The sequence below is a fragment of the Sulfitobacter sp. SK025 genome, from assembly GCF_003352105.1.
Lineage (GTDB): Bacteria > Pseudomonadota > Alphaproteobacteria > Rhodobacterales > Rhodobacteraceae > Sulfitobacter > Sulfitobacter pontiacus.
The window spans coordinates 1,809,913-1,836,667 of sequence record NZ_CP025808.1 but is presented as its reverse complement, the minus strand read 5'-3'; the positions used below and the strand labels follow the sequence as shown (position 1 = coordinate 1,836,667).

At 55.3% G+C, this 26,755-nt stretch carries 25 protein-coding genes and 2 tRNA genes; 15 read left to right on the top strand and 12 right to left on the bottom strand.

Annotation, left to right across the window (positions count from 1 at the left end; genetic code table 11):
• Positions 1 to 38: 38 nt before the first annotated feature.
• Positions 39 to 1,109: a recombinase RecA gene (gene recA, locus C1J04_RS08935; RefSeq protein ID WP_037954402.1), complete on the bottom strand. Its 1,071-nt coding sequence runs from the start codon at positions 1,107 to 1,109 to the stop codon at positions 39 to 41.
• Between the two features lie 206 nt (positions 1,110 to 1,315).
• Between recA and C1J04_RS08930 the strand changes: the two genes are divergently transcribed.
• The gene (locus C1J04_RS08930) at positions 1,316 to 1,909 is read left to right on the top strand and encodes a hypothetical protein (protein ID WP_009826904.1); all 594 of its coding nucleotides are present in this window, start codon (positions 1,316 to 1,318) and stop codon (positions 1,907 to 1,909) included.
• 12 nt (positions 1,910 to 1,921) lie between these two features.
• On the opposite strand, the gene C1J04_RS08925 is transcribed toward C1J04_RS08930, so the two are convergent.
• The 3 genes from C1J04_RS08925 to guaB all read right to left on the bottom strand — a co-directional run bounded on the left by C1J04_RS08925 (position 1,922) and on the right by guaB (position 6,970).
• Entirely contained in the window at positions 1,922 to 4,207 is a 2,286-nt protein-coding gene (locus C1J04_RS08925; RefSeq protein WP_009826903.1) for an ATP-binding protein, read from the bottom strand.
• 115 nt (positions 4,208 to 4,322) lie between these two features.
• Positions 4,323 to 5,483, bottom strand: a complete 1,161-nt coding sequence (locus C1J04_RS08920) for an RsmB/NOP family class I SAM-dependent RNA methyltransferase (protein ID WP_009826902.1) — start codon at positions 5,481 to 5,483, stop codon at positions 4,323 to 4,325.
• A gap of 38 nt (positions 5,484 to 5,521) precedes the next feature.
• Positions 5,522 to 6,970, bottom strand: a complete 1,449-nt coding sequence (gene guaB / locus C1J04_RS08915; protein ID WP_009826901.1) for an IMP dehydrogenase — start codon at positions 6,968 to 6,970, stop codon at positions 5,522 to 5,524.
• A 239-nt stretch (positions 6,971 to 7,209) separates the two neighbouring features.
• Between guaB and C1J04_RS08910 the strand changes: the two genes are divergently transcribed.
• The 3 genes from C1J04_RS08910 (at position 7,210) to C1J04_RS08900 (ending at position 9,998) form a co-directional block, all read left to right on the top strand.
• Positions 7,210 to 9,246 carry an ASKHA domain-containing protein gene (locus tag C1J04_RS08910; protein ID WP_009826900.1) on the top strand — a complete coding sequence of 679 codons (2,037 nt, stop codon included), beginning with the start codon at positions 7,210 to 7,212 and terminating at the stop codon, positions 9,244 to 9,246.
• A gap of 89 nt (positions 9,247 to 9,335) precedes the next feature.
• Positions 9,336 to 9,409: transfer RNA gene (locus C1J04_RS08905), tRNA-Gly, on the top strand.
• A gap of 166 nt (positions 9,410 to 9,575) precedes the next feature.
• A complete protein-coding gene (locus C1J04_RS08900; RefSeq protein WP_114865345.1) occupies positions 9,576 to 9,998 on the top strand; it encodes a lysozyme inhibitor LprI family protein in 423 nt (140 codons plus the stop codon).
• Between the two features lie 21 nt (positions 9,999 to 10,019).
• Here C1J04_RS08900 and C1J04_RS08895 read toward each other — a convergent pair whose 3' ends face one another.
• Complete coding sequence (locus tag C1J04_RS08895) at positions 10,020 to 11,348, bottom strand: ATP-binding protein (RefSeq protein ID WP_009826850.1); 1,329 nt, start codon at positions 11,346 to 11,348, stop codon at positions 10,020 to 10,022.
• 45 nt (positions 11,349 to 11,393) lie between these two features.
• Here C1J04_RS08895 and C1J04_RS08890 point away from each other — a divergent pair, with 45 nt between their 5' ends.
• From C1J04_RS08890 to C1J04_RS08880, 3 genes are all read left to right on the top strand, one after another.
• Positions 11,394 to 12,305, top strand: coding sequence for an MBL fold metallo-hydrolase (locus tag C1J04_RS08890; RefSeq protein WP_009826849.1), 912 nt, complete (start codon positions 11,394 to 11,396; stop codon positions 12,303 to 12,305).
• An 81-nt stretch (positions 12,306 to 12,386) separates the two neighbouring features.
• A tRNA-Asn gene (locus C1J04_RS08885) sits at positions 12,387 to 12,461 on the top strand.
• Between the two features lie 89 nt (positions 12,462 to 12,550).
• Complete coding sequence (locus C1J04_RS08880) at positions 12,551 to 14,029, top strand: DUF6538 domain-containing protein (RefSeq protein WP_162797837.1); 1,479 nt, start codon at positions 12,551 to 12,553, stop codon at positions 14,027 to 14,029.
• A 727-nt stretch (positions 14,030 to 14,756) separates the two neighbouring features.
• Here the strand turns inward: C1J04_RS08880 and C1J04_RS08875 are convergent.
• Positions 14,757 to 15,323, bottom strand: a complete 567-nt coding sequence (locus tag C1J04_RS08875; protein ID WP_114865343.1) for a hypothetical protein — start codon at positions 15,321 to 15,323, stop codon at positions 14,757 to 14,759.
• An 88-nt stretch (positions 15,324 to 15,411) separates the two neighbouring features.
• On the opposite strand from C1J04_RS08875, the gene C1J04_RS19775 reads away from it, so the two are divergent.
• Positions 15,412 to 15,798: a helix-turn-helix domain-containing protein gene (locus tag C1J04_RS19775; protein WP_368074075.1), complete on the top strand. Its 387-nt coding sequence runs from the start codon at positions 15,412 to 15,414 to the stop codon at positions 15,796 to 15,798.
• Complete coding sequence (locus C1J04_RS08870; RefSeq protein ID WP_162797836.1) at positions 15,795 to 16,370, top strand: IS630 family transposase; 576 nt, start codon at positions 15,795 to 15,797, stop codon at positions 16,368 to 16,370. Before C1J04_RS19775 ends, C1J04_RS08870 begins: the two co-directional genes overlap by 4 nt.
• Here C1J04_RS08870 and C1J04_RS08865 read toward each other — a convergent pair.
• The 3 genes from C1J04_RS08865 to C1J04_RS08855 form a co-directional block, all read right to left on the bottom strand.
• Positions 16,367 to 17,044 (bottom strand): hypothetical protein, encoded by a 678-nt coding sequence (locus C1J04_RS08865; protein ID WP_114865341.1) that lies wholly within the window; start codon positions 17,042 to 17,044, stop codon positions 16,367 to 16,369. The two genes, C1J04_RS08870 and C1J04_RS08865, sit on opposite strands and share 4 nt — an antisense overlap.
• A 314-nt stretch (positions 17,045 to 17,358) precedes the next feature.
• Positions 17,359 to 17,610 carry a hypothetical protein gene (locus C1J04_RS08860; RefSeq protein ID WP_162797835.1) on the bottom strand — a complete coding sequence of 84 codons (252 nt, stop codon included), beginning with the start codon at positions 17,608 to 17,610 and terminating at the stop codon, positions 17,359 to 17,361.
• A gap of 48 nt (positions 17,611 to 17,658) precedes the next feature.
• The gene (locus C1J04_RS08855; protein ID WP_114865339.1) at positions 17,659 to 17,997 is read right to left on the bottom strand and encodes a hypothetical protein; all 339 of its coding nucleotides are present in this window, start codon (positions 17,995 to 17,997) and stop codon (positions 17,659 to 17,661) included.
• Between the two features lie 206 nt (positions 17,998 to 18,203).
• Between C1J04_RS08855 and C1J04_RS08850 the strand changes: the two genes are divergently transcribed.
• Positions 18,204 to 18,755, top strand: coding sequence for a recombinase family protein (locus C1J04_RS08850; protein ID WP_114865338.1), 552 nt, complete (start codon positions 18,204 to 18,206; stop codon positions 18,753 to 18,755).
• A gap of 204 nt (positions 18,756 to 18,959) precedes the next feature.
• Here C1J04_RS08850 and C1J04_RS08845 read toward each other — a convergent pair whose 3' ends face one another.
• Positions 18,960 to 19,907, bottom strand: a complete 948-nt coding sequence (locus C1J04_RS08845) for a VRR-NUC domain-containing protein (RefSeq protein WP_162797834.1) — start codon at positions 19,905 to 19,907, stop codon at positions 18,960 to 18,962.
• Positions 19,908 to 19,995: 88 nt separating this feature from the next.
• The gene (locus tag C1J04_RS08840) at positions 19,996 to 20,235 is read right to left on the bottom strand and encodes a hypothetical protein (protein ID WP_114865336.1); all 240 of its coding nucleotides are present in this window, start codon (positions 20,233 to 20,235) and stop codon (positions 19,996 to 19,998) included.
• 292 nt (positions 20,236 to 20,527) lie between these two features.
• On the opposite strand from C1J04_RS08840, the gene C1J04_RS08835 reads away from it, so the two are divergent.
• The 5 genes from C1J04_RS08835 to C1J04_RS08815 all read left to right on the top strand — a co-directional run bounded on the left by C1J04_RS08835 (position 20,528) and on the right by C1J04_RS08815 (position 26,095).
• A complete protein-coding gene (locus C1J04_RS08835) occupies positions 20,528 to 22,591 on the top strand; it encodes a tyrosine-type recombinase/integrase (protein ID WP_037954382.1) in 2,064 nt (687 codons plus the stop codon).
• Between the two features lie 41 nt (positions 22,592 to 22,632).
• Positions 22,633 to 23,019: a transposase gene (locus C1J04_RS08830; protein WP_240790901.1), complete on the top strand. Its 387-nt coding sequence runs from the start codon at positions 22,633 to 22,635 to the stop codon at positions 23,017 to 23,019.
• The gene (tnpB, locus tag C1J04_RS08825) at positions 23,016 to 23,369 is read left to right on the top strand and encodes an IS66 family insertion sequence element accessory protein TnpB (RefSeq protein ID WP_009826846.1); all 354 of its coding nucleotides are present in this window, start codon (positions 23,016 to 23,018) and stop codon (positions 23,367 to 23,369) included. Before C1J04_RS08830 ends, tnpB begins: the two co-directional genes overlap by 4 nt.
• A gap of 55 nt (positions 23,370 to 23,424) precedes the next feature.
• The gene (tnpC, locus tag C1J04_RS08820) at positions 23,425 to 24,936 is read left to right on the top strand and encodes an IS66 family transposase (protein WP_009826845.1); all 1,512 of its coding nucleotides are present in this window, start codon (positions 23,425 to 23,427) and stop codon (positions 24,934 to 24,936) included.
• 388 nt (positions 24,937 to 25,324) lie between these two features.
• Entirely contained in the window at positions 25,325 to 26,095 is a 771-nt protein-coding gene (locus C1J04_RS08815; protein WP_009826844.1) for a metallophosphoesterase, read from the top strand.
• A gap of 140 nt (positions 26,096 to 26,235) precedes the next feature.
• Here the strand turns inward: C1J04_RS08815 and C1J04_RS08810 are convergent, their stop codons facing one another.
• Positions 26,236 to 26,628: a hypothetical protein gene (locus tag C1J04_RS08810; protein WP_156775807.1), complete on the bottom strand. Its 393-nt coding sequence runs from the start codon at positions 26,626 to 26,628 to the stop codon at positions 26,236 to 26,238.
• Between the last annotated feature and the right edge of the window lie 127 nt (positions 26,629 to 26,755).

Below are 26,755 nucleotides of genomic sequence, written 5' to 3'. Positions count from 1 at the left end.
GGGGGCACGCCTTTTCCAACCATTTGCGGTGCAAGCCTTTACGCTTCGAGGATATCCGCGTCGTCGCTGTCGGAGCCGTCGAAGTCCAGCCCATGGGCCGCGCGGATCTTGTCTTCGATATCGTTTGCCATGGCGGTGTTCTCTTTCAGGAAGGTCTTGGCGTTTTCACGCCCCTGCCCGATCCGTTCATCGCCATAGCTAAACCACGATCCCGATTTATCAACCACGCCAGCCTTGACCCCAAGATCCAGCAGTTCGCCCATCTTGGAGATCCCTTCCCCATACATGATGTCGAATTCGACCTGCTTGAACGGTGCGGCCACCTTGTTCTTGACGATCTTGACCCGTGTGGCGTTGCCGACCACCTCGTCACGATCCTTGAGCGCGCCAATGCGGCGGATGTCCAGACGGACGGAAGAATAGAATTTCAGCGCATTCCCGCCGGTCGTCGTTTCGGGCGACCCGAACATAACGCCGATTTTCATCCGGATCTGGTTGATGAAAATCACCATGCAGTTCGACCGCGAGATCGAGCCTGTCAGCTTACGCATGGCCTGGCTCATCAGACGGGCCTGCACCCCGACAGAGCTGTCGCCCATATCGCCTTCCAGCTCGGATTTGGGCGTCAGCGCCGCGACGGAGTCGACCACCACCATATTCACCGCACCGGAGCGGACCAACGTATCCGTAATTTCAAGCGCTTGTTCGCCGGTGTCAGGCTGGGAAATCAGCAGCTCGTCGATATCAACGCCCAGTTTTCGCGCGTATTGCGGATCAAGCGCGTGTTCCGCGTCAACAAAGGCACAAACGCCGCCGTTTTTCTGCTGCTCCGCAACACAATGCAGGGTCAATGTGGTCTTACCCGAGGATTCCGGGCCGTAAATCTCGATGATCCGCCCCATGGGCAGACCGCCGATACCAAGCGCGATATCCAGCCCCAACGAACCGGTCGAGCTGGCCTTGATGTCCTGAATGGCGCCTTCGGCCCCCAGCTTCATGATCGACCCTTTACCGAACTGGCGTTCAATCTGTGCCAGCGCGCTGTCCAGGGCCTTTTGCTTTTCAGCTTGTTTCTTGTTGTCCATAGTCAAAAGATCTGCCGTTGCCATGATAGGTTATCCTCTTACTGTCACAGTGGTCTGCAAGCCGCAATCATCATACCCCGACCATCTTGATGTTCTTTCTATGTTCCATATGAGATCAAAATGAGAACATTACAATGTATTTGTTTGCCCTTTCATCTATTTATTGAACTGATTAACATTCGGTTGATACGCGAAAATTACTATTCGACTGACGAAAGGTTTTCTTTCAAGTGCTTGTTTTTTTTAAGGAACGCCTTGCGTTTTTGTCGGTTCCAAAAACCGGCACCACCGCCTATGAAACCGCTTTGGCCCCCCGGGCAGATATGGTCATTTCCGAACCGCCCATGCTGAAACATGCGCCGGTCTATCGCTACAACCGGTTTATTCGCCCGATGTTTCTGAAAGTCTGTGATACAGAGCTTGAATTGATGGCCGTCATGCGCGAGCCGATCAGTTGGCTGGGCAGTTGGTATCGTTATCGCCAGCGGCCCTTTATGCAGGGCAAGCCCAATGCCACCTTTGATGTGAGTTTTGATGAATTCATTCTTGCCTATATGAAGGGGAAAAAACCGGGATTTGCCGATGTGGGCAGCCAGCTGAACTTTATGGCAGCGCAACCGAACGGAACGGGCATAACCCATTATTTTCGATACGAGAATCAGGATCGGTTAAAAGGTTTTCTTGAACAAAGGCTCGACGTGACGCTTGATCTGAAACAAGAAAACGTGTCCCCCCAAATGGACCTGCATCTTTCCCCGGAGATAGAGCAACGTTTCAAACGCAAATTCGCAGATGAATTCGCGCTTTACGACTCGATCGAGTAGCGGGCAGCCAGCCTATTGGATCTGACTGTTCACAGTGTTCGTCAGCTCCGTCAGCGAAAACGGTTTAGGCAGGAAAACAGAATTGGGAATCGTCATCTGGGCATCCCCGAAACTATCCTCGGCATAGCCCGAGACAAAGACCACAGGCACCCCCGGGCGTGCTTTCAGCGCCTCGCGTACCCAAGTGGGGCCATCCATCCCCGGCATGATCACGTCGGTCACAAAGACATCAATATTAAGCGCTTGGTCCTCAAGGGTTTTTAGTGCCATCTCGGCCGAATCTGCTTCTAGAACGGTATAGCCGCGCATGCGCAGCGCGCGGCTGGCAAATGCACGCACCGGTGCCTCGTCTTCGACCAGCAAAACTGTCCCGTCCTCTCTTTTCGATCCGGTCCGGGAAGCGGTTAGTTTCATCGGTGCTGATGCCTCCGCGCCCTTGCTATGGCACGGGAAATACAGGGTGAAGGTGGTGCCTTCCCCGATCGTGCTATCGACGAAAATATAGCCCCCCGACTGTTTCACGATACCGTAGGCGGTGGACAGCCCCAGCCCCGTCCCCTCGCCGGTCCGTTTGGTGGTGTAGAAGGGTTCAAACACTTTTTGCAAACGATCCTGCGGGATGCCTTCGCCCTCGTCAGCGACCTGAACAGTTACATATTTCCCGACGGGCACGGTCACCCGATCACGTGTAAGCGGTTCAGCCAGCTGGGTATTTTCTGTCGTGACCTTGATTTCCCCGCCCATGGGCATCGCATCGCGCGCGTTCACGATCAGGTTCATCAACACCTGTTCCAGCTGCCGTTTATCTGCACGGATGGGTTGCAGGATCGGGTCATGGCTGAGCGTCAGAGTCACCGTTTCACCAACCAGACGATTAAGCAAATGGGTCAGGTCGGCAAGCGTGTCGCGCATATTGACCGTCTCGGGGCGGAGCGTCTGCTTGCGTGAAAAGGCAAGCAACTGCCCCACCAAAGCCGCAGCGCGGTTGGCATTCTGGTCGATCTGTACCAGATCGCTGTAATCACGATCGCCCGGGTCATGGCGCAGAAGGAGCAGGTCACAGTGGCCGGAAATAGCGGTGAGCAGATTGTTAAAATCATGGGCAACGCCCCCAGCAAGCTGCCCGATAGCCTGCATTTTTTGACTTTGGGTAAACTGCGCCTCCAGCGATTTAAGCTCGGTCGCGTCATGTAGCACGGCGATCAGCGTGGGCGTGCCGCCTTCGGAAATCAGGCTTAACCTTATCTGAACAAACACTTCCCGATCGCTGCGTTTGAGCCTGAGGAACTCGGGCTTTTGCAGCAATCTCCCTTCCAGCGTATCTTGCAACCAGTCCGAGATTGATCGTCCCAGCCCCTCCATCACGTCGGCAAGCGACACGCCTTCCGTCAATTCCGCGCCCACCAACTGCTCTGCCGGCGCGTTGAAGGACAAAACCTCGCCGCTCGGGGCGACTTTGATGAGCGGGATCGGCAGGTTTTGAAGCGCGGACCATCCTGCGTCCTGAAACCGGTCGTTTGCATGGGGCAGAAAATATAGTGCGCGGCGGTTCGCCGAGGCTCCGATCTCGGCGACGGTCATGCATATGGGGCCTTTGGCAGTCTGCACGGTGACCAATTCCCCCGAAGCGATGGGGATATCGCCGATGATCTGGTTCAACGCCGTCACGCGTCTGCCGACTAGGCTGCGGGCCGCAGCGTTCATGAACAAAATGACGTTCGAGTTGCTGGCCATGACCATTGGCAACCCGTGGTCGCTCGTGCCAGCGCCGTTTTCCGCCGCGTCCCACAAGGTTTCGAGCCGCCAAAATAGATCTTCCCCCACGCGGTGCGCGGACAGGCGCATGGTGCCGTCGCGGGTGTTGATGTCTTCTTTCGCAGCGCCCCCTTCCGTCGCCTTGGCCGCGAGCCGAGACGACAGCGCCTCTGGGTCCGCGAAAAGCGGCGCGAGCAGGTCGGCGATGGTGGGCTGTGCCGGACGCAGAAAGGTGGTTAACGCGACGTTGTTCTGCGCAACGATATCGCCTTCCTTGGTGGTAAGCACACAGGGGTTCGGATCATCAGCCATCGTGGTTTTTGCCGCCGCACGCCGCGCGCGTTGCACCCGCTGGCGGCGCAGCGCGACCACAAAGTTAACCAAGACAGCAAGGCCGACAGTGGCGCTGGCGGCCTGTAGAACGATGGCCAAAGAGCGCGCTGGAGCAATTGAACCAAGGATGGCGGCGAAGATAACAAAGGCTGATAGCACCAGCCAACGCTTACCAAAGACGATCTGACGAGCCGCACTTTCTTGAGCCAACACTTTCCCCCTAAATCATGAAACCGAGTTCATTTAGACTTAGAAGGGTTAATGTGCTGTTAATTTCGTCTCAGGTCAAAGGAAATAACATCTTTAAGTTGTTTCAAAAGATCCTTCAACGACGTCTAAAATGTGCCGTAAAAAATCCGTCACCCTGCGCATCTACATGGAAACGCTTGGCAAATACCTGCGTCCAGTCCGGGTTCCGCGCCAGAAACGCCGCAGCCCGATCTTCGTTTTCATATTGCAGAACCGAGCATGTCGCATAGGCCAGCGTCCCGCTTTCGGCGGTTAACGTGGCGGCGTGATCCAGGATTTTATCCTGAATTTGTGTCAATTCTTCCAGACGACCGGCTGTAAACGTCCACTTGCCTTCGGGCGACCGGCGCCACGACCCGCTCCCCGAACAGGGAGCATCACATAAGACGACGTCAAAGGGGCCGGCCCCGTCCAGTTCATCGGTCGTCACCTGTCTGACGGTTGCACCCGCGCGATCTGCGCGCGCGGGCAGGTCCACCATGCGGCGCGGATCGATGTCATGGGCAAAGACCGTCGCATCGCGCCGCGCGGCCATCGCCAGCGCCTTGCCGCCGCCACCTGCGCAATAATCAAGCATCCGCTCAGCTTCGGGAAGCGCCGCCACAACCGCTTGGCTAGCCGCATCCTGAAGTTCAACATCACCGTGTAAGTAGCTGTCAGAATTGCGAAGTTTCCGCTCCCCCTCTGTCACCGTCAGGGCGGTCGCGCAAAGGTCATTCGTCCGTGTTTCGATACCCGCTTCGGCCAGTGCCTCTGCCACATCCGCGACCGTTGCCTGCGCCGTATTCACCCGGACCGAGATCGGTGCCCGCGATTGCAGAGCCTGCGCGACAGCTTCGGCGTCTGCCCCAAGCGACGCCTGAAACAGCGGTATGATCCAGTCCGGCAGGTTCCACAGGGTCGCCATATCACTTGGCGCGTCGGGGGTCGTGGCCTCTGCGTCCGACAACGGCAGTGGCGCGTGACCTTGCCCGTTGAACAGCGGCGCAAGGTCGATGCCCTGCGCCCGCAAAACGCCAATCATCAGCGCCCGCCCCGTGTCACCCCCCCCAAGGTGCGCGGCCAGCCGCCGCTGCCGCAAGACATCGAACACATGATCGCGCACCGCAGCACGGTCCTTGGACCCTGCATAGCGGCTGCCACGGGCCCAACGGGTCAAGGCTTGCTCCGCCGGGACACCGTCCGCCATTGTGTTCAAAATCTCGATGGCGGCAGAGATGCGCGCGCCGGGGGTCATGCTTGGGTCACGTAGATTACGCCTTTGATTTAAGGGACTTACCCGATCCGGTAGTTCGGGCTTTCGCGGGTGATCTGCACGTCATGCACGTGGCTTTCAGACAGACCCGCATTGGTGATCTTGACGAAAGTGCAGTTCTTGCGCATCTCTTCGACCGTGGCGCAGCCGGTATAGCCCATGGCCGCACGAAGCCCGCCGACCAATTGGTGCACAACGGCATTGGCAGAGCCTTTATACGGCACCTGACCTTCGATCCCCTCTGGCACCAGCTTGTCCGATGCGGCGTCTTTCTGGAAATACCGGTCGGCAGAGCCGCGCGCCATGGCGCCAAGGCTGCCCATGCCACGGTAGCTTTTGAAGCTGCGGCCCTGGTACAGGATCACCTCGCCGGGGGATTCATCGGTGCCCGCAATCATGCTGCCGACCATCGCGCAGGACGCGCCTGCCGCAATTGCCTTGGCGAAATCACCCGAGAACTTGATCCCGCCGTCAGCGATGATAGGCACATCGCCCGCGGCTTTGGCGCAATCCATGATCGCCGTCAGCTGAGGCACGCCGACGCCAGCCACCATGCGGGTGGTGCAGATCGACCCAGGCCCGATGCCAACCTTAACGGCATCCGCCCCCGCATCGATCAACGCACGGGTCGCGTCCCCTGTCGCGACGTTGCCGGCCACAATCTGCACGTCGCTCGACAATTCACGGGCACGGCGCACCGCCTCTGCCACGCCGGCGGAATGGCCATGCGCGGTATCGATCACGATCATATCAACGCCGGCCTCGACCAACGCCTGCGAGCGTTCATAGCCCGCGTCGCCAACGGTCGTCGCTGCAGCAACCCGCAGCCGACCAAGATCATCCTTGCACGCGGTGGGGTTCAGCACGGCCTGTTCGGTGTCTTTCAACGTCAGCAGGCCAGTCAGCTTGCCCTTGGCGTCGGTGACCAACAGCTTCTCGATCCGGCGCGCCTTCATCAGGCTGATCGCCTCGTCGCGGTCGGCGGGCTCTTGCAGCAGCGCCAGATTGTCGGAGGACATCATCAGGCGTACCGGCGTGGCATCATCAGAGGCAAAGCGCATATCGCGGTTCGTCACAATGCCCACAACGCGGCCTGCTTCATCAACAACGGGGAAGCCCGTGACACGGTAGCGTTCCTGTAGCGCTTTGGCGTCGGCCAGCGTCTGGTCAGGGCGCAGGGTGATCGGGTTGTAGACGATGCCGGATTCAAACCGTTTGACGCGGCGCACTTCCTTGGACTGTTCGTCGATCGTGAGGTTGCGGTGAATGACCCCCATGCCCCCCGCCTGCGCCATGGCAATCGCCATGCGGCTTTCGGTGACCGTATCCATCGCAGAGCTGAGTAGCGGAATGTTCAGCGCGATCGATTTGGTAACGCGGGTCCGCGTGTCAGCCGTAGACGGCAACACGTTGGATGCCGCAGGCACCAGTAGTACATCATCAAAGGTCAGAGCCTCACGAATCTCCATTTTGCACCTCGGCTTGCATGGGTTCATTTGGCGGTTTCATATTTCATGGATGGCCTTGATTGGAAAGACCCATTTGCACGCTAACTGCATTGCTTGACGCGCATACGTGATCCGCGCAGCCGCCGTCATGGGGGTACAGGGGCACAGACAGGCGCAGATGGCCGGAATTATGCCGCATCGCGGCTTTCACCTGCCGCCTGCTACGCTATGGTGCGCCAAAGTGTTGAGGATAAAGATAGATGAGCAACGATCCCCTTGTGGTATTCACGCCTTCGGGCAAACGCGGTCACTTTGCCAAGGGCACGCCGGTGCTCACGGCGGCGCGGCAGTTGGGCGTCGATCTGGATTCCGTCTGCGGCGGGCGTGGCATCTGTTCGAAATGTCAGGTCTCGCCCGGATATGGGCAATTCTCTAAGCACGGGGTCACCGTGGCGCAGGATGCGCTGTCCGAATGGAACAGCGTCGAACAACGCTACAAGGACAAGCGCGGTCTGATCGATGGCCGCCGTCTGGGCTGTCAGGCGCAGATCATGGGCGACGTGGTGATCGATGTGCCCGCCGAAAGCCAGGTGCACAAACAGGTGGTCCGCAAACGCGCCGAGGCGCGCGATATCGTGCTCAACCCGTCGACCAAGCTCTTTTACGTCGAGGTGCAGGAACCCGACATGCACGACCCCTCGGGCGATCTGGAGAGGCTCTGCGACGCCCTGCGCGATCAGTGGCAGCTTGAAAATGTCACCGCCGATCTGCAAATCCTGCAAACGCTGCAACCTGCCCTGCGCAAGGGCGCATGGAAAGTCACCGTCGCCGTGCATTTGGGCGATGATGAGAACCCGGCCCGCATCATGCATCTTTGGCCCGGCTTCTACGAAGGCTCACTTTACGGGCTGGCGGTCGATCTGGGCTCCACCACCATCGCGGCGCATCTGTGCGACCTGCAAACCGGAGAGGTCGTGGCCTCTTCCGGCGTGATGAACCCGCAGATCCGCTTTGGCGAAGACCTGATGAGCCGCGTCAGCTATTCGATGATGAACGAAGGCGGCGCGGCAGAGATGACCCGCGCGGTCCGTGCCGGCATGAACACATTGTTCGATGAAATCAGCACCGAGGGCGGCATCGACAAGGGCATGATCGTGGATGCGGTGTTTGTCTGCAATCCGGTCATGCACCACCTGTTTCTGGGCATCGACCCGTTCGAGCTGGGACAAGCGCCCTTTGCGCTGGCCACGTCAAACGCGCTGCGTCTGCGCGCCATGGACCTGGACCTGTACATCCACCCCTCTGCCCGCGTCTATCTGCTGCCCTGCATTGCGGGCCATGTGGGCGCGGATGCCGCCGCTGTCGCCCTGTCGGAAGCCCCCGATAAATCCGACGATCTGGTGCTGGTGGTAGATGTCGGCACCAACGCCGAAATCCTGCTGGGCAACCGCGATAAAGTGCTCGCCTGTTCGTCCCCCACCGGTCCCGCCTTCGAGGGGGCGCAGATCAGCAGCGGCCAGCGCGCCGCCCCTGGCGCGATCGAACGGGTAGAGATTGACCCCGTTACCAAGATCGCCCGGTTCAAGGTGATCGGCAGCGACCTGTGGTCCGACGATCCCGCTTTCCTTTCCGAGATCGGTGCAAGCGGCGTGACCGGTATCTGCGGCTCGGGCATCATTGAAATGGTCGCTGAAATGCGCATCCACGGGATCGTCGACGCCCCCGGCCTGATCGGCACGGCTGAACAAACCGGATCGGCCAATGTCTTTGCCGACGGGCGCACCAATTCCTATCTGGTCTATGATGGCACCGCCGATGGTGGCCCGCGCATCACCGTGACCAACCGCGACATCCGCGAAATCCAGATGGCCAAGGCAGCACTTTATTCCGGCGCACGGTTGCTGATGGATAAATTCGGGGTCGATCACGTGGACCGCGTAGTGCTGGCCGGTGCCTTTGGCGCCCATATCAGCCCCAAGCATGCAATGATCCTCGGTATGATCCCCGACGCCCCGCTCGACAAGGTGACATCCGCCGGGAACGCCGCAGGCACCGGCGCGCGCATCGCCCTGCTCAACACCTCCAGCCGTGCCGAGATCGAAGAGACGGTCCGCAACATCCACAAGATCGAGACCGCCATCGAACCCCGCTTCCAAGAGCATTTCGTCAACGCCTCTGCCATCCCCAACGCGGTAGAGCCCTTCCCGATCCTCAACAGCATCGTCACCCTCCCGACCGAGACCTTCAACACCGGCGGCGACAGCTCCGGCGGCACCCGCAGACGTCGCCGCCGCTAAGGGCCGCCCGGAACCACCGGCAAAGGGCGCGTCAGGCAAAAACCCCGCTTGACGCACCCGCCACATCGGATTAAGTCACCTCACGGCGCGCGGGTATGGTGAAAAGGTATCACGGCAGCTTCCCAAGCTTTAGTTACGAGTTCGATTCTCGTTACCCGCTCCAACATTCCCTAAAATTCATCTCAATCCTTTTCGGGGATCGCGGCATGTCTCGCCGCCAAGGGCCGTTTGTCGATCATCCCCCCTTGTCCCGACCGGTAGCATTCCGCCGTGCTTTGCGGCAGTATCTCTTTCGTAGCTTTGTGATGTCGCCCGAAGGGATACGCCAGATGTTGAAATACGTGTTCTTTTGGCTGCTGTTGATCCCGGCAATGGCCACCGCTGAAAAAGTAGGCCCTGCATCAGAGCTTCTGCCGGAATGCACCGCGCCGCAGACAGATCCGAACGCCGTGCATCGATGTTTGTTTGCAATGGGCGATCAGGTGGAGCGTGACATGGTGCGCGCCTATCTCGATGCCCAAGCGGCGCTGGCTGCGTTTGATCAGGCGTTCTCGCGAAAGGCCGATGCCTCGGCGAGCGCCTTGCTTCAAAGCTCTCAGATCGCATTTGAAGAATACCGCAAATATCACTGCGCGTTTCCCGAGCGTTTGATGTTGGGGGGAACGGCAGCGATCAATGTGACGCTTGGCTGTCGAATTGACCTGACGCGATCGCGCATCGAGCAGTTGCAAGACTACGCCACCGCACGCTGACGCCACCGACCCTTTGGCGCGTTACCGTGCGATGACGATATCGGCGCGCAGACCGCCCAGAGTGTCCGAACTGCCCAACCGCAGCACGCCGCCATGGGCGCGGGCGATATCGGTCGCGATAGCAAGGCCAAGACCCACGCCACCGTTGCCACTGTTCTGATTGCGCGCGGGGTCAAGTCGCGAGAACGGGCGCACGGCCTCGATGCGGCGATCCTCGGGGATGCCGGGGCCGTCGTCCTCTACCCTGATCCGCAGGGTTTTATCCGTCAGCAGCACAGATACCTCGGCCCGCGCCCCATAGCGCACCCCGTTCGAAATCAGGTTATCCACCGCGCGCAAAATCGCCATGCGGCGCAGCCGGACGGTGCCGGTGCCATCGCCTTCGGGTGGGAGCAAGGTCACATTGCGACCAGCGCGTTGCGCATCCTCGACCGCGGTCTGCATCAGAGCGTGCGGGTCCAGGGGTTCGGCCTCCCCCTCTGCGGTGCCTTTGGCGAAATCAAGGAAGGCATCCAACATGCCCTGCATATCATCGACGTCCTGCAACAGCGGCTCCGCATCGTCTTCGTCGATCATCGACAGGCCAAGCCGCATCCGCGTCAGGGGCGTGCGCAGGTCATGGCTGACCCCCGACAACATCAAGGTGCGCTGTTCAATCTGCCGCTCGATCCGTGCGCGCATATCGACAAAGGCCGCCCCCGCCGCACGCACCTCGACAGCGCCTGTCGGGGTATATGGCACATGACGCCCGCGCCCAAAGGCTTCGGCCGCGCGCGCAAGCCGCTTGATCGGGCGCAGCTGGTTGCGCAGGTAAACGAAGGATATCAACGTCATGACAAAGCCGAAGCTGAACGTATACACGAACAGCTGATGCGGGTTCTGCGCCGAAATCCTGCGCCTCTCGAACTGGAGATCAAGTGGGCCAAAGCGCGACTGCACATAAAGATGCACCCCCGACGGCCGCGTCAGATCAAGGCTCAGGAAGGACGGCAGATACTCATCGAACCGCGCCACCATCACCCGACCGGAATAATCATACCACGACATCCGGTTGCGCGTGGGCACCTCGCTGGCTGACACAGGCGTCACCCCCATGTCCAGCGCGGCCAGCCGATCTTGCACCGTGGCGGGAACGGCAGCGGCGGAGGGGGCGTCATCGACCACCTGCATGACCAGTTCGACCTCACGCAGGACCGTGTCGGTCATCTGGTTGGTGACCCCCTCATAGTTCCGCTGTGCAAAGATCACAGTCATCACGAGCTGCAAGATCACCACCGGCAAAAGCAGGATCAGGGCAGCGCGCCCATAGATGCCGCGGGGCATATATCGTTTGAGCCAGACGAAGAACATGGGATAGACCTTAGCCAGCCCCCTGCCCCAGCGAAAGGCCAAACCATGCTGCCCCCTGACGACTTCGACCCCGCCATCGGTATTGCCGAGATCTTGGAACCGGGCTTGCGCCGCATCGTGGCCGACAACCCCTCGCCCATGACCTACCGTGGCACGAATACCTATCTGCTGGGCACGCGCGGCATCGCCGTGATCGACCCCGGCCCCGCATCGCCGCGGCACCTGCAAGCGATACGCGATGCCATCGGACCCGAACAGCACATCAGCCACATCATCGTAACCCATACGCATCTGGACCATTCGCCCCTCGCGCGCGATCTTGCCCGTGCCTGCGGCGCACCGATACTGGCCTTTGGCGACTCGTTTTCTGGCCGCTCTGCGGTGATGCAACAACTGGCCGCCGTGTCCGATATTGGCGGCGGCGAAGGCATTGATGCAGAGTTCATCCCCGATCGCCCCCTAACTCACGGAGAGACCATCGCCGGCGACGACTGGACGCTGAGCGTGATTCACACCCCCGGCCATATTGGTAACCACATCAGCCTTGGCTGGAATGACGCCTGTTTCACCGCGGATCACGTCATGGGCTGGGCCAGCTCGCTGGTGTCGCCGCCGGATGGGGATCTGACCGATTTCATGGCCTCCTGTGCCGAGCTGCAAAAAAACGACTGGCGGGTGTTCTATCCGGGACATGGCGCGGCGGTAACCGACCCCGCGGCAAGGCTCGACTGGCTGGTGTCGCACCGCCTCTCGCGCGAGGCTGATATCCTGCGTGCCCTCGACCAAGCCCCCGCCACCGCCGCGCAACTTGCCGCCGCGATCTACACCGAAACCCCGCCTGCGCTACTGGGTGCCGCGACCCGCAACGTCCTTGCACATCTGATTGACCTTACAGGCAAAAACCGCGTCGCCCCCGTTGAATCCCTCTCTGCGACAGCCACCTTTCGCCGGGTCTGAAAATCTTTTGAAAAAATCTGGAAAAAAGTGGCGAAACCCTCTGGACGCCGGAAATTACCATAGCTATACGGTGCAGACCGTTCCGACGTAGCTCAGCGGTAGAGCAGTTGACTGTTAATCAATTGGTCGTAGGTTCGATCCCTACCGTCGGAGCCATTTAAACCTTAAGACAACCTTATTTTGTTGACTTATGGGGTGTTTGGCAAGAAATGTAGTACACAAATTCAGTACACAGACGGTACACCATGAGCAGTAAATATCTCAAGCGCAGCGTAACCGGCTGGTATTCATACCGTCGTAGAGTTCCCACTCGACTTCAAAAGATTCTCGGCAAGACTGAGATGAAAGAAGCCTTCAACACTAAAGACGAAACGGTTGCCCTCTTGAAGCTTGGTGCGTTCAATCAAGGCGTAGAGAGGCAAATTGCCTTGGCTGAAAAACAAATCGCATTGGGGAGAGCTCTTACCCCTGCTGAGGTTCGGGAAGTAGCCTCAAGGTTCCTTCAGCGTGTGGGCCTTCATCCTGACAATCTACCAACACTCAAAGCCAACGCTTCAAGAGAGGAACGGTTAAAGTTCGATGAGCGGCGAATAGAATGGAAGGATCAATTTGATAGGTTTTTATCCGACTTCTACGACAGCCAAGAGATAGGCACTGACCCCAAGACTTGGAAAACCCTTTACAAGCCCTCAGACCCTTCGGACGTGTTTCAAGCAGCCTACCTAATAGCCACAGGTGACCTTGAAGCCCCGACCAAACGGACATGGGGAAACACTTGTGATGATTATCTAGAGGTAAACAAACAAGAAAAGCGCAGGAATCCGCATAAGCAAAAGACTTTTGAAGCAAAGACACGCGCTTTGTACCATAAGTTTTCTGCTTTCGTTGGCGGTCAAGATACTCCGCTGGAAGATATTTCCCGACCAACAGCCCGTTCCTACCTGAACAGCTACAGACAGGGTGATAGGCCAGCCTCTGAGGCTACCATAGGCCGTTATTCTTCGCAGCTTGGCGCAGTCTTTAATTTCGCTCGAAAAGAGTACCAAGACGGGACGATAAAAAATCCCTTCGAAGGCCTGAGAAATATGGGCTTAGAAAGAGAAACGGCTAACGACAGGCGCTCTTTCAATCCTCTTGAGCTTGCAGCTTATGAGAAGGCCCTCGTAGACAAGCTAACAGAAAGCCTTTCACCTATTGGTTTGATTGGATTAATTATGCTCTTTTCAGGGTGTGCCACGTCAGAAGCTGCTGGCTTAGAGGTTGCTGATATCCGCCTTGATTGCGAAGTTCCTCATATAAGGTTTGGACCTAACAGCCACAGAAGGCTCGACAAAGGACGCCTTGAAAGATCAGTTCCCATAGCTGCCCCCCTGCTTAAACATCTGAAGGCCCTCAAGCTATCGAACAATGGAAAAGCTGGGGCCTTCGGCAAATACTCTGAAGCTTCATCCTACGGCAATGTCAGCACACAGCTAAACAACGTGATAAGAGATAAACTTGAAGTTTCAGACCCCAGTTTAGTCTCATACTCAACTCGCCATACATTTAAAGACAGAGGGAGAGCAGCAAGGGTACGCCCCGAAGTTGTGGACTATTTGCAAGGTCACGTCACCAAGTCTTCTTCCGCTATAGCCCAAAGATATGGTACGGGTGTGCCTCCAAGTGTTTACCTAGAAGACCTGAACAAAATATTGAAAACTAGGGAATGGGGAGACAGCAATTAGCACCTAGACCTCTACTCTCACCTTCAGGAGGCCGATGTGTAGTAACTGGTTGTTTCGGGCAGCATCTAGACTTGAGAGCGATGTGTGCGCTTGCAATCGACTGTGCTGATTGAAGGCGGGCAGCAAGTTACCTCATTCGGCAGCTTAAAGAGAGCACAGCATAGTCCAAAGAGCCCGATTACGGGACACCTTCCCCCTTAGCAGCCTACCCTACCTGACAACTACCAAAGGGCCTTAAAGCGAGGGTTGCGCTGATGCCCGCGCTGGGCGCTCGTTGGACCTCTTATGTCGCCAACCCTAGCCAGTGCGCCAAGGTGCCCTCAGCGGTGAGGACAGTGCCTCCACGGCCTCATTCAATGGAGGTTTAACTTCGATAGATCATCACATGGGCTGCTTATTGGGCGGGCTGTCTATATGGGTAAGTGGAAGAGGAAGGCCCAAGAGCCTCCCTCGAGTAATACATTAGCTCCCAACTAAGCCGAAGGCGTCGAAATCACATTTTGTTTTACACCCTCCACATTTCGGCTTATGACTGGATAACGTTCTGTGCCCCTCGGAATGGAGTGTACAAATCGCATAGTGCCTTATCGGTGTTGGCATTCGACCTCGACGACCTGAAGGTCTAACCGTTTCCTCACTGAAGTACTCACACGGCTCTTCAGGTGGGAAAATCGGACTCTTACTCATAAAGTATCTCCTGTAGGATATTGTATATTTATATATATTTCTACTTAATAGAGGTGTTAGGTTTATAGCCTAGAAGGTCTCTGAAAATCCCCTCCATTAGCCCTTGGACCTGTTTTGCGTCTCTTCTCCTCACAAACAAAGCATCATGTAGTGGGTAGGCTGGAATGCCTATTTGAGCCGCGTTCCACATGGTTTTTGCAATTACTTCGCTTTCCCAAAAGACAACATTCTGGCCATTGAATGGCTGGGATAGGAATGGGTAGGCTCCGTGAATTTGACCAATAAGCTCTTTGTCTGTCTGCGTTGACGCAATCTCACGAAATCTTTTATATTCCTCACCTTTTTTAGGTTCGTATAGTCGAAGTGAGGTAGGTACCTTTGTCAGCTTGCCGTTTTTCATTACGATTGAGGAAACTAGGACTTTAGCAAAATCTCTCTCATCACCTTTGCCAGCAGCTACAAACGGGATCAGTTGGTAGGGGTCGTCAACATCTTCAGGCCACCATTGGCCAGATTGGGCTGCAAGGATGCTAAGGAACGCCGCGCTCAGGTCCACCTCTGCGATGCTTTCGCCGTCAATTGTGGCCAGCCGTCTGGGTTTAACCATGCTCCTAAAGCGTTTCGAAGAAAACCTGAATCGCTGGGGATTCCCAAACTGGTCTGATTGTGATTCATCCTGTTTGGGAGGATGAACTATGTCAGCACCTTTGCCATCAGCGCTTCGGGCGCGGTTTCAGAAATATATTGAGGAAGGGCTAAGCGGGCGAGCGGCGGCAGCGCGCTTGAAGCTATCGCCAGCAACGGGCGCCCGATGGCGGCATCAGATCCAAACGACGGGCCGGGCTGATCCTGCCGTACAGGGTCGTCCAAAAGGGTCAGGGAAATTGGCACCCCATGTTAGTTTTTTCGAAGAGTTGATCACCCAAGACCCTGATATCACACTATTTGAGTTGCGTGATGCGCTTGCTGATGCAACCGGATTGCAAGTCCAGCACTCTGCTATCGGGCATCTGCTAAAGCGCCTCGGATTTACACACAAAAAAAGTCACTGGTCGCTACCGAACGTCACCGTGCCAAGGTGAGGCGACGACGTGAGGACTGGTTCACACACCGTTTGCCAGCCATTGCGCGGATGCCGGAAAGCGTTGTCTTTCTTGATGAAACAGCGGTCAAAACGAACCTCACCCGGCTGCGCGGTTGGGCTCCGCGTGGCGAACGCCTGACGATGGATGCGCCCTTCGGCAGTTGGGGAACCCAAACCCTGATTGCGGGGCTGACACATGAGGCTCTGATCGCACCTTGGGTGATCAATGGCGCGATGGATGGTCCTGCCTTCGCGGCCTATGTGCAGAAGGTCCTGATCCCTGAGATCGCGCCAGGCACGGCAGTCGTTCTCGACAATCTCGCGACCCATCACAACAAAGAAGCCGCTGCGGCGCTCAAGGCTCACGGATGCTGGTTCCTCTATCTGCCGCCATATTCGCCAGATCTGAACCCGATTGAGTTGGCTTTCTCCAAATTGAAGTCCCACCTTAGACGCATCAGTGCGCGATCATTCACCTCGGTGTTCGAAGCCCTTGGCGATATCTGCGCAATGTACTCCCCGCAGGAGTGTTCAAACTACTTTCAGGCTGCCGGATATGCCTCAGGTTAAATTAGAAATGCTTTATCACTACGCACTATCTGCTTTGGTAGGTTTGCATAGCCCGGATAAAATCTACCCCCAGATTTAAGACTGCCATGGTTAAACTTTCTGCGTAGCCCACCGTTGTAAATAGTGCCGTGGATTGAGAACGGATGCTGCTCCAGAAAGTCATTAAGCTCTTTTGTTTCTTCCAAGATTAACAGGTAGGCTTCGCTTTGCTTGATCTCTTTAGCAAGGCTGTCATCATCCTTAATGTCGGACACGCTAACTGGGGCTTTGGGGCTACTGCAAAAGAACGTACAGCCATCTGCCAAGCTTACCGATTTTTCCGATAGCTCGAAGATAGCCGCTTGACCGTCAAAGCAATTGCTGAACCCCTTGAAGGCCAAATTAAAGTAGCCCTCAGCTTCAAGTCGCTTTCTAACCGTTGCTTGAGAGGCTAACGGCCCTCCATTCCGATAAAGCCACGAGAAGTACGGTTCGCGATTTTCAAGGGATTGGCAGGCTTGCAAGAAAGACGCGACCGCACTTAGATTGCTTTTCTTAAGCGGTAGTTTAATGATTTTGCAGATTTCACTGACCCTCGCCTGAGTAAAGTCATCCGCTGCGCATATGTGGGACTGAACAAAATATGACGCATTGATTTGTCCCGGAAATTTAGTGAAGTGATGTTGTTTGCCCATGGGCATTCCTTTCGATAACAATTTTGGACACAAAAAATCCCGCGACCTTACGGGGCGGGTTCGGGTTGGCATGTCGCCATAATACGTTGGAGCATACTTGGGAAATTCCCAATGCTTTCCAGCCGAATTACACTTAAATCTCACGTTTCCTAATGAATGTCAATTATATTCAATATATTGCATGTTTTGTTGTAGTTAATTGCGATTTGGTTAGTTAGCCACAAACGATCAGATACCCTACCTCAAGCTGAAACAACGCCCCAGTTTCCTGCCCTCTCTTCTCTCTGTTGCCTTAACTTTTTACTCGGTGGCCTTCAGCCCGAACCACCAGCTTTAGCTATAGACATTGAAATGTCAGTTAGAACCCCGATGGTCAGGGAGGCCAGTAAGGCTGAGATGCCCAAAGCGACTATGGCGGGGTTTTCATCAGCAAACCCTGCAACCAAGGCAACGATACCACCGAGTATTCCGATAGCTGCTATAAGCCGCGCAAGCTTGGTATAAACTAGGCCTTCCAAGTTCTGAACCTTACTGTTTTGGGGCTCGTGGGGTGATTTATCAGGCATGAAGGCCATAGGATTTCCAATCGTTTAGTTGAAACTGTTCATTCGTCGCTACCCGATGCTAAATGCCGCTATGATCACTACCATCACGGTTATTACTCCAAAAATGATCAGGATAATGACATTTCCTGTTGTAGTGTCCTCACTCGAACTAGCTTCAGTTCTTGCCGCAGTCTCTGTTGGTTTCTCTACATCCGTAGGAACTGTCTTGGTTCCCTTTGTCCGTCTTGCGGTTGGCATACCAGCAATGGCTATCAGACCAAGCAGTGGGAAAATTGCGCCTACGATACCCCAGCCAACAGGATCGCGGTTTTTAGCTGCTGCCACAACACCGGAGAGAACACCGCCCGCCAATGCTAGTACGATCCCAATAGTGAGTAGTATGTCCATGGGTTTTCCTATCGGTAAGCGTTGCCCGTTCGTCTTTAAGTAGAAACCTCTCACTTCATTGCAGGGTTGGCAAGAGTAACATAGGGTGTAGGGTATTGGTGCTGTTACCGCGTTACTACTTTGAGGGCAACATTAGGGTCATTATTCTTGCTGACGTGACTAGAATCAATGTAGTCTAAATTCAAATGTTACTATAGGAGACTGTTATGTCAGTTATCGGATACAAGCGTGTTTCTAGTGAAGGTCAGAATCTTGATCGTCAGGACCTCGGACAGGTCGATAAGACCTTTGAGGAGAAGCTGTCAGGCAAGAGCGCCAAGGACAGGCCAGCACTTCAGGCGATGATTGAGTATGCTCGTGAGGGTGACTCTGTGGTGGTGTATTCCATTGATCGCCTCGCACGTGACCTCAGAGACCTTCAGGACATTATTCAGACACTTAACGACAAGGGTGTGGCCATAAGATTCCTGTCTGAGCGTCTGACCTTCTCCGCTGATGCTGATGATGCTTTTGCTAAGCTACAGCTTCAGATGATGGGTGCCTTTGCTGAGTTTGAGCGGAACATCATCAAGAAGCGCCAAGCTGAGGGAATTGCTAAGGCCAAGGCCAAGGGGGTCTATAAGGGCACCAAGAAGCGTATCGACCGTGACAAGGTTCACCAGATGAAGTCTGAGGGTCACAGCACCTACAAGATAGCCGAAGAGATGGGCATTAGCAGAATGTCAGTTCACCGGATACTTAACACTGAAGCCGTATAGATTTGGCAGGTTATCGCTTGGGAGCCTTAGGAAGGGCAAATGGGGCCCCCCTTGAAAAACAGCCTTTGAATTTGCCTGCGTTGGTTATGGCCTCTTCACTCGGGACCAAATTTTCAGAAAAACCATTATTGCCATGGGACACATGGAAACAGGAAGTACTTCACCTCTACGCTCTGCAACCAAAGACATCTATGGAGCTGGAGCCTAATTCTCAACGACTTTTCCTATTGTAAAAGGTAGACCTAAGGGTCTTAGAATATACCGATAGAAATATGCTTGATTTAGTTGAGGCCTGTCCCTTGGTGATTTCACCTCAATAAACCTAAAGCTTTTCTCGTTCCAAATGAATAGGTCAGGGATTCCCGAGCGTATGCTAAAAACATTTTCTCTGATGTATATGTCTAGCATAGTTCTTACGGGAACATGATTTGCCGCATGCAGACAAGCCGCAACTAAATCGTCGACATTTTTAGCATTGAAAATTGCACGCTGACAAAAAAGAGGCGTCAAGAATGATCTCTTTTCTTCTTCTTTCATCTTTCGCATGCGAGCCATCGTGTCTTTGTTGAAGTGTGAAGCAGCATGTCTCGAAAAGTAATCAATAGCCCCAATTATAGTAGGTCGCAGCCACTCTTCAATGCTGACAAGCGACAAGTCTTGTATGTTATCTAGTTCATGTATTTGACCATTGGTAGGAAAAATACCAGCAATAAGGTTTTCACCTTTCTCTTGTCCATATTTAGATAGATAGACGCTGACAGCGATTGTCTTAGAGATGAAATCGTCTACATTCGCTACATAGAAACCGTTTTCTGAATAATATTCTGCAGCTGCCTGTTCAACCTTTGACGGCCGAGAAGTTGCCTTTGTCGACCAGAGGTCCGGCTTTACTCGTCCAGAAGCAAGTGTTCCTTGAAAGTGTGACGTTAAAGGAATTTCTTCGATAGCCATTTCTGACTTTAGAAGGTTCATACAATTTCTGTTATAGTCCTTCCAAACATCGGTTCGGCTTTCAAACTTCCTCTCAATCAACTCCCGTTCCCAATTTGATAAAAACGGTGATACGTCTAAATCCCTAATTGCGTGTAGGTATCCACGCTTGGTGTAGTCGGCTACTAAAAATTCTTTGATTTCATTTGTACTTTTATTCAAGTTCCCCCCACTTTCTGTCTGCGCTCGCATGATATAAAAAAAATTGTACCTGACACCGCTCCCACCATGTTGAAAATTCAAAACAGAGTCAAAATCGTTCCATCACTTTATAAATTCTGACCATCGCATAGGTGTTGAACTTACAGTATGCCAGCATGGCGGAGCGCAGATTGTCCTTCTCTTCGCTGTCTGCCAGGACAATCAGCCTCTTCCAAGATTGCATCGCATTAGTACCACTTGCCAGGGCCATCCCGTTGTGGGTCAAATCAAGTGCGAGTACTGGCAGTACTTTTTTGATTGAGGTCGAGCCTGCAAATGCAATGTCCACATACCCTCCCTGCAATACCTACTGCATGGCTTTAGAATATCGCTTTCGATACAATTCTTCTCGGGTTTCATTCGCCCAATACGGTACACAGAACAAGAAAGATACGGTACACAAAATTCAGAATTTCGCCGCTAAGTTTTTGATTTTACTTGGTAGCTTATTGCCCTACATCCCTACCGTCGGAGCCAACTTCCCCTAAATTGAGTGAAATCAGTGGTTACCGCCCAGTTTTGGGGCGGATTCGCTTATGCGACACTTCCTGCGACACATTGGACGCAATGGAGTCGCACACATGGCCGCATCCCCGACTTACATCATTCGCAGAGACATGACTCTCGTCTTTCGGCGCAGAGTGCCGTGTCTCGCGCAAAGATTTTATCGAAAAAATTTTTTTTCCTTTTCGCTCCGAACGCATCTCTTTTCCGAGGCGCGGCGGCGGGCTGCGATAGCAGCTCGCTTCACCGACGATCTCATCGGTTTGATAGAGATGTGCGGAGCTGACATGCTCGACGAAAAACAATTGGATTGCATGGTCGACGACCTGATGCGTTTCGAAGTGGCAGCTTCGGAAGCACTTCGTGAGACCTGCGGTCCACGCGGCCCTGAAGCCGTGTCGGCCGCAGTACGATTGCACGAGGCAACCCGGGAAACAATGCGCGCCGCGCTCGTGTACAACGACTACGAAGCTGTCTCATCCCCGCTTGATCGAACACTCGGCCGTCTTGGGGTTGTTGTTGAGCCTGGCAGCAAGGATTGGCTGCGCGCCGCAAGTCACGCCGCCCGGGCCCTGATCGAAGTTGCCGACGAGAACATTTGCCGTGAACAGGGGATCTACCGTACCGACACCCGTCTCCTGTCTTCGATGAGCGCGACCCCGGATAGCATATCGCAGAACGCGCCAGCCCCCATGGCCCTCCAGCTCCCACCCCGGCCTGGCTATGCGAAAGATCTTGACCAATCGCCGCAGCACGACCGTCAGCCGGTCGCCAGTACTGATCATGGTAGTGCTTTACCGTGCCGCATTCCTCACGTAGCCAATTCCGCGCCCATTGAACCGACACAGTACCAGGAGAAACAGTCTGACGGCGTCATCGCAGATAGACTGCATAAGTCTCATGCTACTAATCCGACGTATGCCTGCCCGCAGGGTCTCAGAGAAGTCACCGTAGCCGCAGACTCAGAAGAGATATTGACCGGTGAAAGTCTGTTCAGCGCCTGGTTCGATGCGGCGGTTGATCGAAAGCGAGAAGAGAACCCAGGTTGGGACACGAACAACCTCGGAAATTGGCGGTCAACCAAAAAACTTTTCATTGAAGCCCATGGGGATCGCGCGATGTCTTTCTATAGCAAAGACAAGTTGCTCGAATTTCGCGCTCTGCTTTGCGCGATGCCCAAAAATCACCATAAAAGTAGTGACTCGCCCGGGTTCTACACGATCATTGACCGAGCCGAGGCGGAGGAAGCCGGCAACTTGATCATAGCCGAAAACGAGATCGTCGAGCACAAACTTAGCCGCGGCGACGCCGAACAGCGGCGCGCCAGAGCAAGAGTTGTACGCGTTCGCAGCGCGACGGTTTACCGGCATATGCAAGCCATCCAGTATGTCTTTCGTCACGCTGCGGATCACGGTGCAGCGCCCGCGAACGCAATGAAAGGGGTCATCTGGACAACAAAGCAATTGGACAGGCTTAAGGCTGAGGAAAAGGACATGAGACGCCTACCGTGGGGAGACAAACTTGTCGATCTTCTGCGCACTTGCGCGTTCACCACTCCCACCGGTCCCGGTCGCGATCCCCACGCGGTATTCTGGCCTACGCTGATCGCGCCTCATTCAGGCATGCGCGAAGAAGAGGCGTTACAATTGCGCACCGAGGATTTCGACACGATGAAGGGGATACCCATTATCCGGGTTCAGTCGGGTGAAGGTCAGCATATTAAGGGCGGTACAAAATATCGGATTGTTCCGGTCCATAAGAACTTGATCGAGCTCGGGCTCCTGACGTATGTGCAGGAATGCCGTAGCAAAGGCCAAGACTGGTTGTTCCCCAACATCGACAGATGTGCGGCGAAGGGCCGTCTATCAGGGACTTTTACCAAGTCCTTCGGCCACTACCGTATCCAGGAAGGTGTCTATGACCCTCGCCGGGATTTCCATTCACTGCGTACCCATTTCAATGTCGAGCTGAAACGAGCGAAGTGCCCCTTAGAAATCCGCAAGCGGCTCCTTGGCCACAAGCTCCGCGACATCACCGAGGAACACTACGATCCCGAGGGCTCACCAATCGAAGAATACAAGGAATGGGTCGACAGCATCGTAAGCGGTGCGCCGACCCCACACTTACGGCATATCGCCTGATCTGCGATTCAGAGGCTCTTTTGTTTCAAGGGAGTTTCTCGATGGGAGCTACAAGCGAGTTTCTTGCAATGGTGCCTCGCCGTTCTGACGGCAAGCGGAATTGGCCGCCTGAGTTGAAGGCACGGATTGTTGCGGAGACGCTGATTGAGGGCGAGACGGTCAAGGCTGTGGCGCAGAGATACGAGCTGATCCCCAGCACGGTGTCTGACTGGCGTCGGATGGCGCGGCAGGGTAAGTTGGTTCTGCCCAATTTGGACGGCATGGATTTTGTGCCTATTGAGATCGAGGCACCTGCACCTTTAGCCGAACCTCTGCCTGCCGCTTCCGCCAGCACGATTGATGTGATCAAATGCGATGTCACCATTCGTCTTGATGCTGCGACGCCAGCCGCGCGGATTGCTGCGATCGCCAAGGCTCTGGCCCCATGATCACGCCATCCCATAAGGTGCGGATCTTTGTGGCCAGCGATCCGGTCGACTTCCGCAAGGGCCATGATGGTTTGGCCGCCTTGGTGCAAAGCCAGTTGCGCCAGAAGCCGTTTGATGGGGCTGTCTATGTCTTCCGCGCCAAGCGTGCGGATCGGCTGAAGCTGATCTATTGGGACGGGAGCGGATTGGTAATGGCGTACAAACGGCTCGAAGATAGCAGCTTCACCTGGCCTGCGATCAAGAACGGTGTGATGCGGCTGGAACCGGCCCAGTTTGAGGCGCTGTTTGCGGGTTTGGATTGGCGGCGCGTGCGACCTTTGGAGACAGCGGCCCCCGCTGCGGCGGAGTGACTCATAGGGTCGTTTGGGCGGGTCATTCCGCCCTTGTTTTGTTACGGTCTCGGGCATGAGTGTGCCTGACGAATTGCCCAATGACATTGCCGAATTGAAGGCGATCATCCGCGCGCAACAAGATCAGAATGCGCGACTTGAGGCGCTGGTCGCTTCCTTCAAGAAAGCCCTCTTCGGGAGCAAATCCGAGAAGATTGATCCAGCCCAGTATGAGCTGGAACTTGAGGATATCGAGACGGCCATCGCGCAGGTGGAAGCCGAGATTGACGCCGACGCGCGCACCGCGCCCGCACGGCCAACAAAGCCACGCCAGACCAATCGTGGGTCACTGCCCAAGCATCTGGAACGGGTTGAAGTGGTTATCGAACATGACCTCTCCTGCGCCTGCGGGGCAGAACGTCATGTCATTGGCGAGGATGTCAGCGAACGGCTGGATATCATTCCCGCCCAGTTCCGCGTGATCGTCACCCGGCGGCCCAAGTATGCTTGCCGGTCCTGCGAGGGCGGGATCACCCAAGCCCCGGCACCCGCCCACATCATTGCTGGCGGCATGCCAACCGAGGCCACGCTGGCCCATGTTTTGGTGTCCAAATACGCCGATCACCTGCCGCTCTATCGGCAGGCGCAAATCTACAGGCGTCAGGGGATCGATCTGGATCGCTCGACCCTGGCCGCATGGGTCGGAAAATCGGCGTTCGAATTGACCCCGGTCTATGAGGCGCTGATGGCGGATATCAAGCGCTCAACCAAGCTCTTCATGGATGAAACACCCGCGCCGGTTCTCGCACCGGGGCGGAAACGCACAAAGACCGGGTACTTCTGGGCCCTGGCCCGCGATGACCGGCCTTGGGACGGCGATGATCCACCCGGTGTTGCCTTTACCTATGCGCCGGGGCGCTCCGGTCAGCATGCAGTCACTATCTTGAAAGGCTTCAGCGGCACCCTGCAGGTCGATGGATATGCAGGCTATAACCGTCTGCTCAAACGTCCAGCACAAGACGTGACACTGGCATACTGCTGGGCGCATGCCCGTCGCAAGCTGCATGACGTTACCCAATCCGGCGCGGCCCCGATTGGACAGGAAGGCTTGGCTCAAATCCAAGCACTCTATCGCATTGAAAAAGACCTGCGCGGCCTGAGCGCCGACCAACGCCACGCCGCACGGCAGGCACGCTCGAAACCCATCATCGACGCCTTCGCGCTTTGGCTGGCCCAAAGCCGTGCCCGCGTCTCGGCCAAATCCCCAACCGGAGAAGCCCTGAAATATATTGCCAAATACTGGGACGGGTTATGCCGGTTCCTCGACGACGGTCGTATCGAACTCGACAACAACCCCGTGGAGCGGACGATCCGCCCCATCGCCCTCAACCGAAAAAACGCGCTCTTCGCGGGCCATGACGCAGGCGCACAAAACTGGGCCGTCATCGCGTCACTTATCGAGACATGCAAACTCAACAAAATCGAACCGCATGGCTACCTGTCTGGTATCCTGACGGCAATCGCCGCAGGACACAAACAAACCGACATCAACAAGCTGCTACCTTGGAATTACGTCAGTCCCGTGTGATCGGTGCACCGCTTACACAGCATCGATATCGACATCTCGAATGTTTGCAGCCCGTATGGCAATCGCAACCCGCGTGGTCTCAATGAGAAAGTCGTTGCCTTCGCGCCACGAAGCTAATCTTCAACGACACCCTACGCTGCAGGACGATTTCCCACTCTTCGCGTAGCGGCTCGTCTCTGCGACCCACCACCGTGTCAGTTTGAGTAACCAATTGGGGAGAGGAACCTTATTGATGGGGGGTATCCGGGTGCTTGACGCATCCGTTCGCAACCCCTTGAGAAATAATTTAAGGCTTCCATAAATATTGCCGCCATTCAATCTTAGGTAGAAACAAGCATACCCGTAGAACTTTAATTTTAGAGAACGATAAGATGTGGATAGGCAAGAAATGAAACAGGCGTGGGACATCATTCCAGACATTCATGCGGACATGACGCGTCTGGAAACAACCATGAAAGGGGTTGGCGGTGAGGCCCGCTTTACATTCCTGGGTGACTTCATTGACGCTGGAAAAAATCAGTCTTCGATCGACGACGCTGCTGTTTTGACACGTGTGCGAGAGCTTGTTGAAGCTCAGGAAGCAATTGCAGTCATGGGAAACCATGAATTGAATGCGATCCTCTACCACACGCTCGGAGTTGATGGTGTTGCGCTGCGAGAGAGAAGCGAAAAGAACACAGCTCAACATCGCAGCTTCATCGAGCGCTTCGGTGTGTCCACCTCACAGGCAGCAATTTGGATCGACTGGTTCAGCACACTGCCCCTTTGGGAAGAACGTGACGGTCTACGCTTGGTTCATGCCTGCTGGAACCAGCCAGACATTGACCTCGTTGCTCAGCGTCACCCCGAAGGACGATTGGAAGCAAGTGATTTTGCAGAGATCGCAGCAGAGCGAACCGATTTCGCCAAGGCTGTAAAAAGGCTTGTTACAGGACCAGAACTTGAGCTTCCTCAGGGCTCCCACTTCCACGACTCGCAAGGACACCAGCGAGATCATGTTCGGATTGCTTGGTGGCGCGCAGATGCTACCTCTTGGAAAGAGGCAGCTCTCTCGGTGGCCGATTCTGATGAACTTCCTTCAGGAGACTTCCGGAGGATCGCGCTATCGCCCTATACCCTCGTTCAGCACCGCCGGTTTTGGTCGGGCATTACAAGATGACTGGTTCGCCCTGCATCGAAGCTGAAAGGGCGGCGTGTTTGGATTATCCATCAACGCCCTGCGCCTACAGATGGCGTGGAGAAGCGGACTTGAAGGCGGAGAACATCAAGACCTTCCGAACCTGAGGCCTAAGCTTAAGCTTATATTGTCGATTTTTTTCCAGGCGATTGGTGTCCAATCCAGAAAGCCTCAAGCTGAGCAGGTCTTCCGCCCGAAGCCTGTTTCATCAGCGCAATCGCCCGTTGATAGGTTTCCCTGTCGAACCTTGACCACCCTTTACTCTTCAAGGCTCGCCATTCGTTACGGGCCTCTCCGATGTTCTTTTTTTGAAGCTGCTCCAACAGCAGGCGGTCCACTGGCGGGTGCAACCAAGTAGCTCTGTTTTTCCGGTCGTCTTCGAGCGACTGATTGCAGAGTGAAGTGCTGCTAATCATGTCATTCAGGAACAATGTTTTGGTAAAGCAGTTTACCATTTTCGCGGCAATGCCGTAAGAAAACCCTTCTGGCGAAATGTCGCGCCTGCCGCGTTCCAAGATTTCAGTGCACCACCGGTCATGAACGGTATCGAATTGATCTGCCGGAGGGAGCCAGTGCGCTCCGAGACTCAGGTACCGAATGGAACTCCCCCTCAACAAGTTTGCGCCCCGTTCAACTGAAAAA

What these genes read in the sequence shown, in the direction of transcription:
- C1J04_RS08895 (WP_009826850.1), bottom strand. Translation starts at nt 11,348, where the DNA reads ATGTTCTTCGTCTGGCTCAAACGATATATGCCCCGCGGCATCTATGGG.
- tnpB (WP_009826846.1), top strand. Translation starts at nt 23,016, where the DNA reads ATGATCACGCCATCCCATAAGGTGCGGATCTTTGTGGCCAGCGATCCG.
- recA (WP_037954402.1), bottom strand. Translation starts at nt 1,109, where the DNA reads ATGGCAACGGCAGATCTTTTGACTATGGACAACAAGAAACAAGCTGAA.
- C1J04_RS08815 (WP_009826844.1), top strand. Translation starts at nt 25,325, where the DNA reads ATGAAACAGGCGTGGGACATCATTCCAGACATTCATGCGGACATGACG.
- C1J04_RS19775 (WP_368074075.1), top strand. Translation starts at nt 15,412, where the DNA reads ATGTCAGCACCTTTGCCATCAGCGCTTCGGGCGCGGTTTCAGAAATAT.
- guaB (WP_009826901.1), bottom strand. Translation starts at nt 6,970, where the DNA reads ATGGAGATTCGTGAGGCTCTGACCTTTGATGATGTACTACTGGTGCCT.
- C1J04_RS08860 (WP_162797835.1), bottom strand. Translation starts at nt 17,610, where the DNA reads ATGCCTGATAAATCACCCCACGAGCCCCAAAACAGTAAGGTTCAGAAC.
- C1J04_RS08890 (WP_009826849.1), top strand. Translation starts at nt 11,394, where the DNA reads ATGCTGCCCCCTGACGACTTCGACCCCGCCATCGGTATTGCCGAGATC.
- C1J04_RS08920 (WP_009826902.1), bottom strand. Translation starts at nt 5,483, where the DNA reads ATGACCCCCGGCGCGCGCATCTCTGCCGCCATCGAGATTTTGAACACA.
- C1J04_RS08900 (WP_114865345.1), top strand. Translation starts at nt 9,576, where the DNA reads ATGTTGAAATACGTGTTCTTTTGGCTGCTGTTGATCCCGGCAATGGCC.
- C1J04_RS08850 (WP_114865338.1), top strand. Translation starts at nt 18,204, where the DNA reads ATGTCAGTTATCGGATACAAGCGTGTTTCTAGTGAAGGTCAGAATCTT.
- C1J04_RS08865 (WP_114865341.1), bottom strand. Translation starts at nt 17,044, where the DNA reads ATGGGCAAACAACATCACTTCACTAAATTTCCGGGACAAATCAATGCG.
- C1J04_RS08910 (WP_009826900.1), top strand. Translation starts at nt 7,210, where the DNA reads ATGAGCAACGATCCCCTTGTGGTATTCACGCCTTCGGGCAAACGCGGT.
- C1J04_RS08835 (WP_037954382.1), top strand. Translation starts at nt 20,528, where the DNA reads ATGGCCGCATCCCCGACTTACATCATTCGCAGAGACATGACTCTCGTC.
- C1J04_RS08855 (WP_114865339.1), bottom strand. Translation starts at nt 17,997, where the DNA reads ATGGACATACTACTCACTATTGGGATCGTACTAGCATTGGCGGGCGGT.
- C1J04_RS08830 (WP_240790901.1), top strand. Translation starts at nt 22,633, where the DNA reads ATGGGAGCTACAAGCGAGTTTCTTGCAATGGTGCCTCGCCGTTCTGAC.
- tnpC (WP_009826845.1), top strand. Translation starts at nt 23,425, where the DNA reads ATGAGTGTGCCTGACGAATTGCCCAATGACATTGCCGAATTGAAGGCG.
- C1J04_RS08880 (WP_162797837.1), top strand. Translation starts at nt 12,551, where the DNA reads ATGAGCAGTAAATATCTCAAGCGCAGCGTAACCGGCTGGTATTCATAC.
- C1J04_RS08875 (WP_114865343.1), bottom strand. Translation starts at nt 15,323, where the DNA reads ATGGTTAAACCCAGACGGCTGGCCACAATTGACGGCGAAAGCATCGCA.